Genomic DNA, 16,717 nt, shown 5'->3' with positions numbered 1-16,717 from the left:
CTGATCACGCTACGCCGTCTGCGTGCGAGCACCCGGTCGCCGGTCTGGGAGGATTGACACGTGCAGACGACCACCCATTTCGACTTCACCACGTCGCGGGAGGACTTCCGGGCGCTCGCTTCCGAGCATCGTGTCGTGCCGGTGACCCGCAAGGTGCTGGCCGACAGCGAGACGCCGTTGTCGGCCTACCGCAAGCTGGCAGCCAACCGTCCCGGTACCTTCCTGCTGGAATCGGCCGAGAACGGCCGTTCCTGGTCGCGATGGTCGTTTATCGGGGCCGGGGCGCCGTCGGCGTTGACGGTCCACGGTGATGAGGCGGTGTGGCTCGGTGCGGCGCCGCAGGGCGCACCCAGCGGCGGCGATCCGCTGCAGGCGCTGCGCACGACGCTGGAGTTGCTGCGAACCGAGGCCATGCCCGGCCTGCCGCCGTTGTCCTCCGGGCTGGTCGGATTCTTCGCCTACGACATGGTCCGGCGCCTGGAGCGGCTGCCGGACCTGGCCGTCGATGACCTCGGCCTGCCCGACATGCTGCTGCTGTTGGCCACCGATATCGCCGCGGTCGACCACCACGAGGGCACGATCACCCTGATCGCCAATGCGGTGAACTGGAACGGCACCGACGAGCGGGTCGATTGGGCGTACGACGACGCGGTGTCGCGCCTGGAGGTGATGACGGCGGCGCTGGGCCAACCACTGCACTCCACCGTGGCCACCTTCAGCAGGCCCGAGCCACAGCATCGGGCGCAGCGCACGGTCGAGGAGTACACCGCGATTGTGGAGAAGCTGGTCGGCGACATCGAAGCCGGCGAAGCGTTTCAGGTGGTGCCCTCGCAACGCTTCGAGATGGACACCGATGCCGATGCGCTCGATGTCTATCGCATGCTGCGCGTCACCAATCCCAGCCCCTACATGTATCTGCTCAATGTGCCCAATGCCGAAGGCGACCTGGACTTCTCGGTGGTCGGCTCGAGTCCGGAGGCGTTGGTGACGGTCAAGGACGGCCGTGCCACCACGCATCCGATCGCCGGGACCCGGTGGCGTGGGCAGGACGAGGAAGAAGATGTGCTGCTCGAGAAGGAGCTGCTGGCCGATGACAAGGAGCGCGCTGAGCACCTGATGCTCGTTGACCTCGGCCGCAACGATCTGGGCCGGGTGTGCCGGCCCGGCACGGTTCGCGTGGAGGACTACAGCCACATCGAGCGCTACAGCCACGTCATGCATCTGGTGTCGACGGTGACCGGCGAACTCGCCGACGGCAAGACCGCGCTGGACGCGGTCACGGCGTGCTTTCCGGCCGGGACGCTGTCGGGTGCACCGAAGGTCCGGGCGATGGAGCTCATCGAAGAGGTAGAGAAGACCCGCCGTGGCCTCTACGGGGGCGTGCTGGGCTATCTCGACTTCGCGGGTAATGCCGATTTCGCCATCGCCATCCGCACCGCGCTGATGCGTGACGGCACCGCCTACGTGCAGTCCGGCGGGGGAGTGGTGGCCGATTCCAACGGGCCCTACGAATACACCGAGGCGTCCAACAAGGCCCGGGCAGTGCTCAACGCGATCGCCGCCGCCGACACCCTGGCCGAACCATGATGCGGGCGGCGCAGGCGCTACTGGTCGCCGCTGCGGTGGCGCTGTGGGTGGCGTCGCGGATGACCTGGGTGCAGGTGAGTTCGTTCGACGGTCTGGGACAACCCAAGAGCACGACCTTGACCGGCGGGTCGTGGTCGACGGCGCTGATTCCGTTGGCCCTGCTGGTCCTGGCCGCCGCGGTGGCCGCACTGGCGGTCCGGGGCTGGCCGATGCGGCTGCTGGCGCTGTTGGTGGCTGTGGCGAGCGCCGGTATGGGATATCTGGGGGTCAGCCTGTGGGTGATCAAGGACGTCGCCGTGCGGGCCGCTGACCTGGCCCTGGTGCCGGTCGCACAGCTCACCGGCACCCACCGGGACTACGGCGGGGCGGTGCTCACCCTGGTCGCGGCGGTGTGCGCGCTGGCCGGGGCGGTGCTGCTGATGCGGTCTGCATCTCGGGCGCGCACCGCAACGTCGCGGTATGCCGTTCCGGCGGCGCGTCGCGCTGCGGCAAAACCCGATGACTCCGGCGAACCGATGTCGGAGCGAATGATCTGGGACGCCCTCGACGATGGCCGCGATCCGACAGGTGAGCGGACGGATCCGGACAACAAGGGTCGGTGACAGCTGAGGCGGTGGCGACGGCTACCCTTCGAGGGAGGTCAACCGGGATCGACCCGGGCGCACCGGAAAGGAATCGACGGGCGATGAGTTCGGCCACAGTGCTCGACTCCATTATCGAAGGAGTTCGCGCCGACGTTGCCGCCCGCGAGGCCGTGATCAGCCTTGCCGACATCAAAGCGCGAGCCAAAGATGCACCGGCACCGCTGAACGTGATGGCCGCGCTGCGGGAGCCAGGGATCGGCGTGATAGCCGAGGTCAAACGGGCCAGCCCGTCGCGGGGTGCGCTGGCCAACATCGGCGATCCGGCCGAATTGGCCACTGCGTACCAAGCGGGCGGTGCGCGGGTGATCAGCGTGCTGACCGAGCAGCGGCGCTTCAACGGGTCGCTCGATGATCTGGACGCGGTCCGCGCCGCAGTGTCAATTCCGGTGCTGCGCAAGGACTTCGTCGTCAAGCCCTACCAGATCCACGAGGCTCGGGCGCACGGCGCGGACATGCTGCTGTTGATTGTCGCGGCATTGGAGCAGCCTGTTCTGGAGTCTCTGCTGGAGCGCACCGAATCACTCGGGATGACCGCACTGGTCGAGGTGCACACCGAGGAGGAAGCCGACCGCGCACTGCAGGCCGGCGCCACCGTAATCGGGGTCAATGCACGCGATCTCAAGACCCTGAGTGTGGACAGGGACTGCTTCGGGCGCATCGCGCCGGGGCTGCCCAGCAATGTCATCCGGGTCGCTGAGTCCGGCGTGCGCGGCACTGCCGACCTGTTGGCGTACGCCGGCGCGGGCGCCGATGCCGTGCTCGTCGGCGAGGGTCTGGTCACCAGTGGAGACCCCCGCAGTGCGGTCGCCGATCTGGTGACCGCCGGAACCCATCCGTCCTGCCCGAAACCGGCCCGTTGAATCGGCAATGAGCCGCTTGCGCGAAGAGAAACACTGATGGCGGATATCGCCGGTCCCGAACTGCCGCGTTCCAGCGCGGCCGTCGCCGAACCCACAGTCCATGATCCGGATGCCCGCGGGCATTTCGGTTCCTACGGCGGACGCCTGGTCCCTGAAGCGTTGATGGCGGTGATCGAAGAGGTCACCTCCGCATACGAAAAGGCCCGAGGCGACCAGACGTTCCTCGATGAACTCGATCGACTGCAGCGCCACTACAGCGGCCGTCCGTCCCCGCTGTACGAAGCCGGCCGGTTGTCCGAGCATGCCGGCGGTGCCCGCATCTTCCTCAAACGGGAAGACCTGAACCACACCGGTTCCCACAAGATCAACAATGTGCTCGGGCAGGCGTTGCTGGCCCGCCAGATGGGCAAGACCCGCGTCATCGCGGAGACGGGCGCGGGACAGCACGGCGTGGCCACCGCCACCGCGTGCGCACTGCTGGGCCTGGAGTGTGTGGTCTACATGGGCGCCGTCGACACGGCGCGCCAAGCGCTCAACGTGGCGCGGATGCGATTGCTGGGCGCGACGGTGGTCTCGGTCGAGGCCGGCTCCAAGACGCTCAAGGACGCGATCAACGAGGCCTTCCGCGACTGGGTCACCAACGCCGATGCGACCTACTACTGCTTCGGCACCGCTGCCGGACCGCATCCGTTCCCCGTCATGGTGCGCGACTTTCAGCGCGTCATCGGCTTGGAAGCGCGCGCGCAGATCCAGGCCCAGGCGGGGCGCCTGCCTGATGCGGTGACCGCATGCGTCGGCGGCGGGTCGAACGCGATCGGGGTCTTCCACGCTTTCATCGACGATCCGGGCGTCCGGTTGGTCGGTTATGAGGCTGCCGGCGACGGCGTCGAAACCGGTCGGCATGCCGCCACATTCACCGGTGGCTCGCCGGGTGCGTTCCAGGGGTCGTTCTCCTACCTGCTGCAGGATGAGGACGGCCAGACCATCGAATCGCATTCGATCTCCGCGGGCCTCGACTATCCCGGCGTCGGACCCGAGCATGCATACCTGAAGGACATCGGTCGGGCCGAGTACCAGCCCATCACCGACACCGAAGCCATGGACGCCTTCTCCCTGCTCTGCCGGGCCGAAGGCATCATTCCGGCAATCGAATCCGCCCACGCGGTGGCGGGGGCGCTCAAGCTCGGTGTGGAACTCGGCCGTGGATCGATCATCGTGGTGAATCTGTCCGGTCGCGGCGACAAGGATGTCGAGACGGCCGCCGAATGGTTCGGCCTACTCGACGAGGGAGACGACGCCCGATGAGCAGGCTGGCCGGAATGTTCGACACGTGCCGCACTGAAGGGCGCGCGGCGCTCATCGGGTATCTCCCGACCGGGTTTCCCGATGTGCCAACCTCGATCGCGGCGATGACTGCGATGGTCGAATCGGGTTGCGACCTGGTTGAAGTCGGTGTCCCGTATTCCGATCCCGGCATGGACGGGCCCACCATCGCCGCGGCTGCCGGAGCTGCGCTCGCCGGTGGTGTCCGGGTGCGCGACAGCCTGGCCGCAGTGGAGGCGATCAGCAATGCCGGCGGCAAAGCGGTGGTGATGACCTACTGGAACCCCGTGCTGCGCAAGGGGGTTGACGCGTTTGCCCGCGACCTGGCCTCGGCGGGTGGCTACGGCTTGATCACCCCAGACCTCATCCCGGAGGAAGCGGACGAGTGGTTCGCGGCTTCCGAGGCCCACCAACTGGATCGCATCTTCCTGGTGGCGCCGTCATCCACCCCGGAACGGCTTGCCGCCACCGTGGGCGCATCCAGCGGCTTCGTCTACGCGGCATCCACGATGGGCGTCACCGGTGCCCGCGATGCCGTCTCCTCGGCGGCGCCGGAGCTGGTGCGCCGGATTCGCGAGATCTCCGACATCCCGGTCGGCGTCGGGCTGGGGGTTCGCTCGGGTGAGCAGGCCGCCCAGATCGGTGCCTACGCCAACGGTGTCATCGTCGGATCGGCCCTGGTGTCTGCACTGCAGAACGGACTTGACCCCCTACGTACGCTCACGGCTGAGCTGGCCGGCGGTGTACGGCAAAGGATTTCAGCTTGACCACAACCGTGCTCGCCTACCTGCCCAGTCCATCGCAGGGCGTCTGGCATCTCGGTCCGGTGCCGGTCCGCGCATACGCGCTGTGCATCATCCTCGGCATCGTCGCTGCCCTCATCATCGGTGACCGGCGGTGGGAGGCCCGCGGTGGCGAGCGCGGCGTCATCTATGACATCGCGCTGTGGGCGGTGCCTTTCGGCCTCGTCGGGGGCCGTCTCTATCACGTGATGACGGACTGGCGTACATACTTCGGCGACGAGGGTAAGGGCCTTGGGGCGGCGTTCCAGATCTGGGAAGGCGGCCTGGGCATTTGGGGCGCTGTCGCTCTTGGTGGCCTCGGTGCCTGGATCGCGTGTCGCAGACGCGGCATTCCGCTGCCGGCATTCGGTGACGCCATCGCGCCGGGCATCATTCTCGCTCAGGCGATCGGCCGGCTCGGCAACTACTTCAACCAGGAGCTGTACGGCCGGGTGACGACCCTGCCGTGGGGCCTGGAGATCTATGACCGTCGCAATGCGATCGGCGCACGCGATGACCTCAATGGCGTGTCCAACGGCGACGTTCTTGCGGTGGTACACCCCACGTTCCTCTACGAACTGGTGTGGAACCTACTCATTTTCGTCCTCCTGCTGTGGGCGGACCGCCGCTTCAAGCTGGGCCACGGCCGGCTGTTCGCGTTGTATGTGGCGGGGTACTGCGTGGGCCGGTTCTGGGTCGAGCTGATGCGCAGCGATCTGGCCACCCATGTAGCCGGTTTCCGGATCAACACGCTTACTTCGACCTTCGTGTTCATCGGCGCGGTGGTCTACATCATGCTGGCGCCGAAGGGGCGTGAGGAACCGTCATCGCTGGCCGGCGATCACGCCGACGGCGAGGACACCGAGGAATCCCCGGTCGACGACTTGGGCAAGGAACTGGTCACCGTCGCTGCGACGTCAGGTGTGGTCGCCGCTGCGACGGTCGCCGGACAGGACGACGCCGACGACGATGCCGATCACATGCATGTCGACGAGGTCACCACCAGCGAAGGTGCTGAAGCTGCCGCCGCGGTCGAGTTGAAGGCGATCGTTCCGCAGGCCGCCAACACCGATGCCGTCGATGGGGTAGATGAGTCCGCCGACGAGTCGGAGGCGGACACCACTGGCACCGAGGCAGAACTCGACGATGCGGATGTCGACGCCGAGCAGGAGGTCGAGCCGGATGCCGCTGTCGTCGAGGATCAGGATTCGGACGCCGAGGTCACTGAGGCTGCAGAGGATGAGACCGAAGTAGCTTTCGAGGATCAGGCGGAGACCGCTGAAGCGGATGCCGGTGAGGACGAGGTTGAGGACGACACCTCTGCCGAGGACGCCGAGACTGCCGAGACTGCCCCTGCTTCTGCTGAAGCTGACGAACCGGTGGTTGCGGATGCCGAGCAAGAGGTCGAGTCGGATTCCACCGTCGAGGAGCAAGATGCGGACGCCGAGGTCACTGAGGCTGCAGAGGGCGAGACCGAAGTAGCTTCCGAGGATCAGGCGGAGGCCACTGAAGCGGATGCCGGCGAGGACGAGGTTGAGGACGACACCTCTGCCGAGGACGCCGAGACTGCCGGTGGTTCTGCTGAAGCTGAAGCCGACGAACCGGTGGTTGCCGATGCCGAGCAAGCGGATGAGGTCGATGCTGCTGGCGAGGAGCAAGATGCGGACGCCGAAGTCGCTGAGGCTGCAGAGGATGAGACCGAAGTAGCTTTCGAGGATCAGGCGGAGACCGCTGAAGCGGACGCCGACGAGGACAAGGTTGAGGACGACACCTCTGCCGAGGACGCCGAGACCGCCGAGACTGCCCCTGCTTCTGCTGAAGCTGAAGCTGAAGCCGACGAACCGGTGGTTGCAGACGCCGAGCAAGCGGATGAGGCCGATGCTGCTGGCGAGGAGCAAGATGCGGACGCCGAGGCCACTGAGGCTGCACAGGATGACACCGAAGTAGGGTCGGAAGACCAGGCGGAGACCGCTGAAGACGCGGACGCTGACGAGGTTGAGGCCGACACCGCTGCTGAAGAGCGAGCCGGGGATACCGACGGCACCGAGGCTGACGACGTCGCCGATGGGTCTGCTGAAGACCAGGACTCCACTGAAGCGCAGGCCAACGTGGTCGAAGACGTCAACGCTGACGAGGTTGAATCCGAAGACGAGGCTACAGACGGCGATGTGGAAGCCGCAGCTGATACGGGCGGCCCTGAAGTAGCTGCCGACGAGGATCAGGAAGAGACCGAAGGCGAAGACGCCGAACCGGAAGAGGACACCGACGCCGAGAGTGGGGGCGACGACACTGGCGAGGCAGACACGCCAGATGCGGTGCCGACACAACCGGCCGCCGAGCTGAGCCGTCCAGCGCAGCAGCAGCCGGGCCGACTTCGTCGCTGGCTGCGCCGTAACCGCTGAGCGCAGGGTTCACTCGATCGTCTTCTGGCATCCTGAACTCATGACTGATCCGTCGCAGTTCGGCGAGAATGCACCAGATTCGCCGCCACCGTATCCACCGACCGCGGGTTATCAGCCGCCTCCGCCGCCGCAAGGCGGCTATCAGCAGCCCATGTATGTCGATCCCACCGCGCCGTACGGCCGCCACCCGATGACCGGGGAACCGTTCTCGGACAAATCGAAAGTCATCGCGGGCCTACTACAGTTGCTCGGCCTGTTCGGTCTCGTCGGGATCGGCCGTATCTATCTGGGCCAGACGGGACTTGGCGTCGCTCAATTGATCGTCGGACTGGTCACCTGCGGTATCGGCGCGGTCATCTGGGGCGTCATCGATGCCGTCCTCATCCTCACCGATAAGGTCCGCGACCCGTACGGACGCCCATTGCGCGACGGAACCTAGCCCCGGCTTGAGGAGCCCGAAGCGGTAGCCACAGGAACGTTCGCAGGCGCAAATTGCGGAAACGATGGCTGGCGCATCCAGATATCCGACGCCGTGACGGCTGCCAAAGTCAAGGCGGCGGAGTCTGGGGTGTGGACGCCGGCGAAGATCTCTACAAGTGGGCTACGAGGTAAACGTGTATGGATGTTCTCTTGTTTGTGTTGGTATTTGTCGGGGTGTTGCTTCCGTACCTGGCGCCTCGCAGCAATCGTCGACGTGGGCGGCGCTTCTTCTGGATCGGCCTTCTCATCGCAACTACATCTGCATTCTTGATTGGGTATCCCCCTAACTTGAAGTTGGGGTCTACGTTGTCGCTATTATTCGGTGGCGTCATCTTATTTCGGGCCTATACAAGCACGCCCTACATCAAGATCCGCGGAAAGATATACGCGCATTCCGTCCTTGACAGTAAGCCTGACCCGCCCCTTCCTTCGGACAAGTCGTAATACGAAACGGCCATGGGGGCAGGATATTTGAGCCGTTCGCGCAGCCAGCGGGTCGGGACAGGTGAATGTAGCGGCGTAAGACCTGAACGGCCGGATCGGCTGCGACGGTCCAATCGAACGTTCGGTCACAGCGCGACGTAGGGCTGCTCGGCTCCGTCGCGTGTGATGTGGACGGTCCAGTAGTGCGCTGCGATGGTGTCGGGCTGGGTCTCGGGTCCGCCGGTGCCGATCCAGGCGAAGATCGGGATATGCGCGACGTACACGCCGGTGTCCGCGGTCGACTGGTGCAGCTTCAACGCGTAGCTGCGCAGCGCGCCGCTGCCGATTGTGGTGGTGGTGAACTCGGCGGGCCCGGCAAGCGGGTCCTTGGATGTGCCGCCGGTGGTGTAGAGGATGGTGCCGCTGCTGCGCTCGAGCATGGTGGGCAGCACCTGCTCGGTGGCCGCGATCCCGCCGTAGAGGTAGTAGTCGATCTGCGGCTGGATGTTGGCTCTGCTCGCCTGCAGCGGGGTTGGCTTGCTCATGCCGGGGACGGGGGTGTGCGGGGCGGGCGAGTACTCCAGGACATCTACGGCTCCGAAACGCTCCTTGATCCGGTCGAAGGCGGCGGCGACCGAGGCCGGGTCCATGACGTCGGCAGCGAAGCCGGCGGACTCGATCCCGGCCTCGTTCAGGTCGGCGGCGAGGGTATCTAGTTTCTCCTGGGTGCGGGCGACGAGCGCGACGGAGAATCCGTTGTCCCCGAATACCTTGGCGATGGACAGGCCGAGGCCGGATCCGGCTCCGACGATGGCGATGGTGGGCATGGTGAGTTTCCTTTCGGTGATCGCGCGGCGAGGTGGCCCGCGAGCTCAATGGGACTGCTACTTACTGATCGTCTGGTAACAGACTGAGAGGTCGGTATTTTGGTGAGTGCGAACGGAGGTGGACGTGATGGCGACACCGATGAGGGTCAGCGGGCCGTGTCAGGCGTGGCCCGAAGACAGCACATTCATCCGGGAGGTGCTCGACCGGATCGGCGACAAGTGGACCGTGTTGATCATCAGCACGGTCGGTGGGGGGCCGTTGCGCTACTCCGAACTACAGGCGAGCATCCCCGGGATCTCGCAGCGGATGCTGACCCAGACGCTCAAGAACCTCGAGCGCGATGGACTGATCACGCGGACCGCGTACGCGGAGGTCCCGCCGCGAGTGGAGTACGAGCTGACGGATCTGGGCCGGTCCCTGATGAATGCGGTGATGGCGATGGCCGGTTGGGCCGCCACCCACCACAGGGAGGTCGCCAGAAACCGGGCAGCCAGCGAACTGACAGGAGTCGGCCGGGCCAAGGCCCCGGCCAGCGCGTCGGCAGGCTGAGCCGTCGGTGTCGATGTCGTACGTTCCGGCATCGGGATCTACGAACCGCTCAACCATCTTGATCACCTCACTAGTAGTGCGTAACACCATCATGAGTGAGTAACAGAGGGCTTACAAAAGGCACTTTGAAGTGCGTGAGGGTCGACCGACAGGCACTACACCCTCATCTGCGAAGAGCCCTTTTCGGTGAGGTATCGCCAAAGTCGCCGCTTCGTGGTGAAGGGCGCGAATCCGGAAGTGGCATCCTGGCACCATGACCGATCCATCCCGGCCCAGGGGCACGGCAAACGGCCTGCGGAACCGGTCGGTGCGCTACGGCGCGCTCGGTGGCGGGGCCGTGCTCGCGGGAGTGACCGCCTACATCGGGCTGGCGGATCCACATCGGCCGGGTTTTCTGTTTCCGCCCTGTCCGTTCAAGCTGATGACGGGCTGGGAGTGTCCGGCCTGCGGCGGGTTGCGCATGACCCATGACCTGCTCCACGGCGATCTGGCCGCCGCCGTCGTCGACAATGTCTTTGCATTGGTCGGTCTTCCATTGCTGGCCATCTGGCTCGTGGCGCGGTGGCGGTTGGGCCGCCGCATTTTCCCGGTGCCCGCCGTGGTGGCGATCGTTGCCGCGGCGATCATATGGACGGTGGTGCGCAACCTTCCTGGCTTCCCGCTGACGCCCACATTCGCGGGTGGGTAGCCGCCGACCTGCGCTGATACACTGTACGTTCGGGCCGGTGCAGTCCCGGGACTAAATCGTTCCGGACTGTGGAGGTGCAATCCAGTGCTCTTCTCGGCATTGCCAGACGCGCAGGGCCTGTATGACCCTGACAATGAGGCCGATTCCTGCGGCGTCGCGATGATCACCGATATCCAGGGCCGCCGGTCCCACGGCATCGTCTCCGACGCGCTGATCGCGCTGGAACACCTCGAGCACCGCGGGGCAGCCGGCGCTGAGCCCAACAGCGGCGACGGCGCCGGGATTCTGCTGCAACTGCCGGTGGAACTGTTGGGTGACGTCGTCGACTTCGTTTTGCCCACACCTGCGTCGGACGGGTCGGCCACGTTTGCCGCGGGCATCTGTTTCTTGCCACAGGATCCCCTCGTCCGGGCCGGGGCGCGCGAGCGGGTGGAAACGATCGCCGCCGAGGAAGGTCTGGAGGTGCTCGGCTGGCGGGAGGTGCCCGTCGATCCGGACGGGGCCGGTATCGGGCTGACGGCGCTGGGCTGTATGCCTCACATGGCCCAACTGTTCGTCGCGGCCCCCGAAACCGATGGTGTCCGCCCGGGCGGGATCGAACTGGACCGTCGGGTTTACCCGCTGCGCAAGCGGGCCGAGAAGTCCGAGGTCTACTTCCCGTCGCTGTCCAGCCGCACCATGGTCTACAAGGGCATGTTGACCACAATGCAACTGCCGCAGTATTTTCCGGACCTGCGCGACGGACGGTGCCAAAGTGCCATCGCGATTGTGCACAGTCGGTTCTCCACCAACACCTTCCCGTCCTGGCCATTGGCGCATCCCTTCCGCTTTGTGGCACACAACGGCGAAATCAACACTGTCCGCGGCAATCGCAATCGCATGCACGCCCGTGAGGCGAAACTCGCCAGCTCGCTCATCCCCGGTGACCTGAGTCGGTTGTCACCGATCTGCAGCGCCGACGCGTCGGATTCGGCCTCCTTCGACGAGGTGCTCGAGCTGGTGCACCTGGGCGGTCGCAGCCTGCCGCACGCAGTGTTGATGATGATCCCCGAAGCCTGGGAGAACAACACCACGATGGATCCCGCGGAGCGGGCATTCTGGAAGTTCCACGCCTCGCTGATGGAACCCTGGGACGGCCCGGCCTGCGTCACGTTCACCGACGGCACAGTGGTCGGAGCTGTGCTGGACCGCAACGGATTACGGCCAGGCCGCTGGTGGCGCACGGTCGACGACCGGGTGATCCTCGCCAGCGAGAGCGGCGTGCTTGATGTGCCATCTGCCCAGATCGTGGCCAAAGGGCGACTGCAGCCGGGCAAGATGTTCCTGGTCGACACCGCGGCCGGGCGCATCGTGGGTGACGACGAGATCAAAGAGCAGCTCTCCCAAGCGGAGCCGTACGGTGAATGGCTGCATGCCGGACTGCTGGATCTCGGCACCCTGCCTGACCGCACCCGCGTCCAGCCCAACCATGAATCGGTGGTCCGGCGCCAGATCGCGTTTGGCTATACCGAAGAGGAACTGCGGATTTTGCTCACCCCGATGGCGGCATCGGCCTCGGAACCGCTCGGCTCGATGGGCACTGACACTCCGCCCGCGGTGCTCTCGTCACGGTCCCGGCTGCTCTACGACTATTTCGTCGAACTCTTCGCCCAGGTGACCAATCCGCCGCTGGACGCGATCCGCGAGGAGGTGGTCACCTCGATGTCCCGGGTGATGGGCCCCGAGGAGAACCTCCTGGAACCCACGGCCGCATCCTGCAGGCAGATCGTGCTGCGCTGGCCGGTGCTCGACAACGACGAACTGGGCAAGATCGTCCACATCAATGACGACGGCGAGCACCCGGGCCTGCGCACCACCGTGCTGCGCGCACTCTACGACGTGGAAACAGGCGGGGAAGGACTGGCCGAGGCGGTGGAGGAGCTGCGCGCCAAGGCATCGGAGGCGATCGCCAAAGGGGCTCGTACCCTGGTGATCTCCGACCGCGACTCCGATCACACCCGCGCTCCGATCCCATCGCTGCTGGCGGTGTCGGCGGTACATCATCACCTGGTCCGCACCAAGGAACGCACCAAGGTGGCTCTGGTGGTGGAGAGCGGGGACGCCCGCGAGGTGCATCACATTGCGATGCTCATCGGGTTCGGCGCTGCCGCGGTCAACCCGTACCTGGCCTTCGAATCGATCGAGGATCTGATCCGTGAAGGCGAGCTCACCGGCATAGCCGCTGCCACTGCCGTACGCAACTACGTCAAGGCGCTCGGCAAGGGCGTGGTCAAGGTGATGAGCAAGATGGGCATCTCGACCGTCGCGTCGTACACCGCCGCGCAGGTTTTCGAAGCCATCGGACTCGACCGCGAGGTCATTGACGAGTACTTCACCGGAACCACAAGTCAACTCGGCGGTGTGGGGCTGGACGTGCTGGCCGAGGAGGTCAAGCTGCGGCACCGGCGTGCCTACCCGGAGAATCCGACCGAACGGGTACACCGCCGGCTCGAAGTGGGCGGCGAGTACGCATTCCGACGCGAAGGTGAGCTGCACCTGTTCACTCCGGAAGTGGTTTTCCTGCTGCAGCATTCAACGCGCACCGGTCGCCATGAGGTCTTCACGCAGTACTCCGAGGAAGTGAATCGGCTGGCCGCGGAGGGCGGTACGCTGCGCGGCCTGTTCGAACTGAAGACGCTGCGGCCCCCTGTTCCGCTGGAGGAGGTCGAGCCCGTCGAGTCGATCGTCACCCGGTTCAACACCGGCGCGATGAGCTACGGTTCCATCTCGGCTGAAGCCCACGAGACCATGGCGATCGCCATGAACAATCTCGGCGGTCGTTCCAATTCCGGTGAGGGCGGCGAAGATGCCGACCGGCTCTACGATCCGCGCCGGCGCAGCGCCGTCAAGCAGGTGGCCTCCGGCCGGTTCGGTGTCACCAGTGACTACCTGGTCAACGCCACCGACATCCAGATCAAGATGGCTCAGGGTGCCAAACCGGGGGAGGGCGGCCAGCTTCCGGCGTACAAGGTCTATCCGAACATTGCCAAAACCCGCCATTCCACGCCGGGTGTCGGCCTCATCTCGCCGCCACCACACCATGACATCTACTCGATCGAGGATCTCGCGCAGCTGATCCACGACCTGAAGAACGCCAACGCGCAGGCCCGCATCCACGTGAAGTTGGTCAGCAGCGTGGGTGTGGGGACCGTCGCAGCAGGCGTATCCAAGGCCCATGCCGATGTGGTGCTGATCTCCGGTTACGACGGCGGCACCGGAGCGGCACCGCTGACATCGCTCAAACATGCCGGTGCGCCGTGGGAGATCGGCTTGGCCGATGCGCAGCAGACACTGGTGCTCAACGGATTACGGGATCGCATCACCGTGCAATGCGACGGCGGGATGCGCACCGCGCGTGACGTCATCGTGGCGGCCCTACTCGGCGCCGAGGAGTTCGGCTTCGCCACCGCACCACTGGTGGTCTCGGGCTGCATCATGATGCGCGTCTGTCACCTGGATACCTGCCCGGTCGGCGTGGCCACCCAGAACCCTGAACTGCGGGCCCGCTTCAACGGAAAACCGGAGTTCGTCGAGAACTTCTTCACCTTCATCGCCGAGGATGTCCGGCGGTATCTCGCCGAGCTGGGATTCCGCAGTATCGACGAGGCCGTCGGGCATGCCGAGGTCCTCGACACGGCCCAGGGGGTGGCGCACTGGAAGAGCCGCGGCCTGGACCTCAGCCCGATATTCGCGGTGCCCACCGACGCACACGGCGGCGAGCTCACCCAGCGGCGTCGGCTCCGCGATCAGGACCACGGACTCGAGCATGCGTTGGACCGCACCCTGATCCAGCTCGCTGAAGGCGCCTTGGAGGACGCCCACCGGGTCCGCCTGGAACTGCCGGTCCGCAACGTCAATCGCACCGTCGGCACATTGCTGGGCTCCGAGGTGACCCGACGCTACGGGGCAGGCGGACTGCCGCCGGACACCATCCACGTCACCCTCACCGGCTCGGCGGGACAGTCGATCGGCGCATTCCTGCCGCCGGGCATCACCCTGGACCTGATCGGCGACGCCAATGACTATGTCGCCAAAGGGTTGTCCGGCGGTCGCGTCATCGTCCGGCCCCCCGACGATGTGCTGTTTGTGCCGGAGGACAACGTGATTGCCGGCAACACCCTGCTGTACGGCGCCACCTCGGGCGAGGTGTTTCTGCGTGGCCGCGTCGGGGAACGATTCTGCGCCCGCAACTCCGGGGCCCTGGCCGTGGTCGAAGGCGTGGGCGATCACGCTTGCGAATACATGACCGGTGGCCGCGTGGTGATACTCGGAAAGACCGGCCGCAACATGGCTGCGGGGATGTCCGGCGGGATCGCGTACGTGTTCGGGCTGGACCCGGCGAAGGTCAACCCCGAGATGGTGCGGTTGCAGCCTCTGGAGCCGGAGGATCTGGCCTGGCTGCACGAGGTGGTGGCGCAACACGCCCAGCACACCGGCAGCACCGTGGCTACCTCGATGCTGTCCGATTGGCCAAGGCGCAGTGCCCAATTCACAAAGATCATGCCCACCGACTATCAGCGCGTGCTTGAGGCCACCCGGATGGCCAAGGCCGAGGGCCGCGACGTGGATAGCGCAATCATGGAGGCCAGCCGTGGCTGATCCGACCGGATTCCTTCGCGTGCCCAAAGTCGAAGCCGCCAAGCGGTCCGTCGACGAACGAGTGGGCGACTGGCGGGAGGTGTACGAACGTCAGAATCCTCACGAACGAGCCGGCGAGGTGTCACAGCAGGCGCGTCGCTGCATGGACTGCGGTATACCGTTCTGTCACTCCGGCAGCGCTGGATGTCCACTGGGCAACCTGATTCCGGAGTGGAACGATCTGGTGCGCCGTGGCCGCTGGGATGCCGCCAGCGACCGACTGCACGCCACCAACAACTTCCCCGAGTTCACCGGTCGGCTGTGCCCGGCACCCTGCGAGGCGGCGTGCGTGCTGTCGATCGGCGAGGAACAGACCGGCGGCAGCGTCACCATCAAGCGCATCGAGCAGACCATCGCCGACCAGGCGTGGCTGGACGGCACGGTCGAACCCCAGCCCGCCGCGATCTCTACCGGCAAGAGCGTCGCTGTCGTCGGATCGGGGCCCGCAGGCCTGGCCGCCGCACAACAACTCACCCGGGCCGGCCACGAGGTGACCGTCTATGAACGCGACGACCGGCTCGGCGGATTGCTGCGCTACGGCATCCCCGAGTACAAGCTGGAGAAATCGACGCTCAACCAGCGGCTGGCGCAGATGCGTGCCGAAGGGACCCGGTTTGTCACCGAATGTGAGGTCGGGGTCGATCTGTCCGTCGAGATGCTGCGCAGTCGCCACCAGGCGGTGGTGCTCGCGGTGGGCGCACTGCGTGCCCGCGACAATGCCGTTCCCGGCCGTGAGCTGGCCGGCGTGCACCTGGCGATGGAACATCTGGTGCCGGCCAACCGGGAATGTGAGGGCGACGGACCGTCCACATTGTCCGCGGCAGGCAAGCATGTGGTGATCATCGGCGGGGGAGACACCGGTGCCGACTGCCTGGGTACGGCGCACCGCCAGGGCGCCCAGTCGGTGACCCAGTTGGACTACAACCCCGAGCCGCCCGAAACCAGGGACGAATCCCGGTCCCCCTGGCCGATGTGGCCTCTGGTACTGCGGACCTCGCCTGCACACGCCGAAGGGGGTGCGCGGCGGTTCGAGGTGGCCGTGCAACGGTTCATCGGCGACGACGAGGGGAACCTGAAGGCGATCGAGGTCGCCGAGGTGCGGGTCATTCGCGACGCCGACGGGCGGCGTCAGATCACACCGGTGGGCGACTCGCTGGAACTGCCCTGTGACATGGCGTTGCTGGCGATCGGGTTCGACGGTGTCGAACACATGGAACTGCTGCCCGGTCTCGGTCTGAAGCTCAACGGACGCGGTGCGCTGCCGTGCGGATCGGACTGGCAGACCGACGCGCCGGGCGTGTTCGTCTGCGGTGACGCTCACCGCGGAGCATCTCTGGTGGTCTGGGCGATTGCCGAGGGACGGAGCGCCGCACACGCTGTCGACGCCTACCTCATGGGTGACTCCGATCTGCCGGCGCCGGTGCGCCCGGGAGCACTACCGCTGGCCGTCGTCTGAATCGATTAACGACTATGC

12 protein-coding genes are annotated in these 16,717 nt (G+C 66.0%); 11 read left to right on the top strand and 1 reads right to left on the bottom strand.

The annotated features are described in order from the left end of the window. Positions 1 to 60: 60 nt before the first annotated feature. The 7 genes from M1247_RS30460 to M1247_RS30430 all read left to right on the top strand — a co-directional run bounded on the left by M1247_RS30460 (position 61) and on the right by M1247_RS30430 (position 8,037). Entirely contained in the window at positions 61 to 1,587 is a 1,527-nt protein-coding gene (locus tag M1247_RS30460; protein WP_317160145.1) for an anthranilate synthase component I, read from the top strand. Beyond that, on the top strand, positions 1,584 to 2,189 hold the full coding sequence (locus M1247_RS30455) for a TIGR02234 family membrane protein (protein WP_317160144.1): 606 nt from the start codon (positions 1,584 to 1,586) through the stop codon (positions 2,187 to 2,189). Before M1247_RS30460 ends, M1247_RS30455 begins: the two co-directional genes overlap by 4 nt. An 83-nt stretch (positions 2,190 to 2,272) precedes the next feature. Next, complete coding sequence (trpC, locus tag M1247_RS30450) at positions 2,273 to 3,091, top strand: indole-3-glycerol phosphate synthase TrpC (RefSeq protein ID WP_317160143.1); 819 nt, start codon at positions 2,273 to 2,275, stop codon at positions 3,089 to 3,091. Positions 3,092 to 3,127: 36 nt separating this feature from the next. Beyond that, entirely contained in the window at positions 3,128 to 4,396 is a 1,269-nt protein-coding gene (gene trpB, locus M1247_RS30445; protein WP_317160142.1) for a tryptophan synthase subunit beta, read from the top strand. Further along, positions 4,393 to 5,181, top strand: a complete 789-nt coding sequence (gene trpA, locus M1247_RS30440; RefSeq protein WP_317160141.1) for a tryptophan synthase subunit alpha — start codon at positions 4,393 to 4,395, stop codon at positions 5,179 to 5,181. The genes trpB and trpA overlap by 4 nt, the downstream gene beginning before the upstream one ends. Further along, on the top strand, positions 5,178 to 7,598 hold the full coding sequence (gene lgt, locus M1247_RS30435) for a prolipoprotein diacylglyceryl transferase (RefSeq protein WP_317160140.1): 2,421 nt from the start codon (positions 5,178 to 5,180) through the stop codon (positions 7,596 to 7,598). The genes trpA and lgt overlap by 4 nt, the downstream gene beginning before the upstream one ends. 40 nt (positions 7,599 to 7,638) lie before the next feature. Further along, the gene (locus tag M1247_RS30430; RefSeq protein ID WP_317160139.1) at positions 7,639 to 8,037 is read left to right on the top strand and encodes an NINE protein; all 399 of its coding nucleotides are present in this window, start codon (positions 7,639 to 7,641) and stop codon (positions 8,035 to 8,037) included. A 610-nt stretch (positions 8,038 to 8,647) separates the two neighbouring features. Here the strand turns inward: M1247_RS30430 and M1247_RS30425 are convergent. Continuing rightward, positions 8,648 to 9,328 carry an SDR family NAD(P)-dependent oxidoreductase gene (locus tag M1247_RS30425; RefSeq protein ID WP_317160138.1) on the bottom strand — a complete coding sequence of 227 codons (681 nt, stop codon included), beginning with the start codon at positions 9,326 to 9,328 and terminating at the stop codon, positions 8,648 to 8,650. Between the two features lie 127 nt (positions 9,329 to 9,455). Between M1247_RS30425 and M1247_RS30420 the strand changes: the two genes are divergently transcribed. The 4 genes from M1247_RS30420 (at position 9,456) to M1247_RS30405 (ending at position 16,699) form a co-directional block, all read left to right on the top strand. After that, on the top strand, positions 9,456 to 9,878 hold the full coding sequence (locus tag M1247_RS30420; protein WP_317160137.1) for a winged helix-turn-helix transcriptional regulator: 423 nt from the start codon (positions 9,456 to 9,458) through the stop codon (positions 9,876 to 9,878). A gap of 253 nt (positions 9,879 to 10,131) precedes the next feature. Beyond that, entirely contained in the window at positions 10,132 to 10,566 is a 435-nt protein-coding gene (locus M1247_RS30415) for a DUF2752 domain-containing protein (protein ID WP_317160136.1), read from the top strand. 84 nt (positions 10,567 to 10,650) lie between these two features. After that, positions 10,651 to 15,204 carry a glutamate synthase large subunit gene (gene gltB, locus M1247_RS30410; RefSeq protein WP_317160135.1) on the top strand — a complete coding sequence of 1,518 codons (4,554 nt, stop codon included), beginning with the start codon at positions 10,651 to 10,653 and terminating at the stop codon, positions 15,202 to 15,204. Further along, positions 15,197 to 16,699 (top strand): glutamate synthase subunit beta, encoded by a 1,503-nt coding sequence (locus M1247_RS30405; RefSeq protein WP_317160134.1) that lies wholly within the window; start codon positions 15,197 to 15,199, stop codon positions 16,697 to 16,699. Before gltB ends, M1247_RS30405 begins: the two co-directional genes overlap by 8 nt. Positions 16,700 to 16,717: the final 18 nt, after the last annotated feature.

The sequence above is a fragment of the Mycobacterium appelbergii genome, from assembly GCF_032883035.1.
Lineage (GTDB): Bacteria > Actinomycetota > Actinomycetes > Mycobacteriales > Mycobacteriaceae > Mycobacterium > Mycobacterium appelbergii.
Note: the sequence above shows the minus strand (reverse complement) of the source record. Positions and strands in the feature narration are given on the sequence as shown.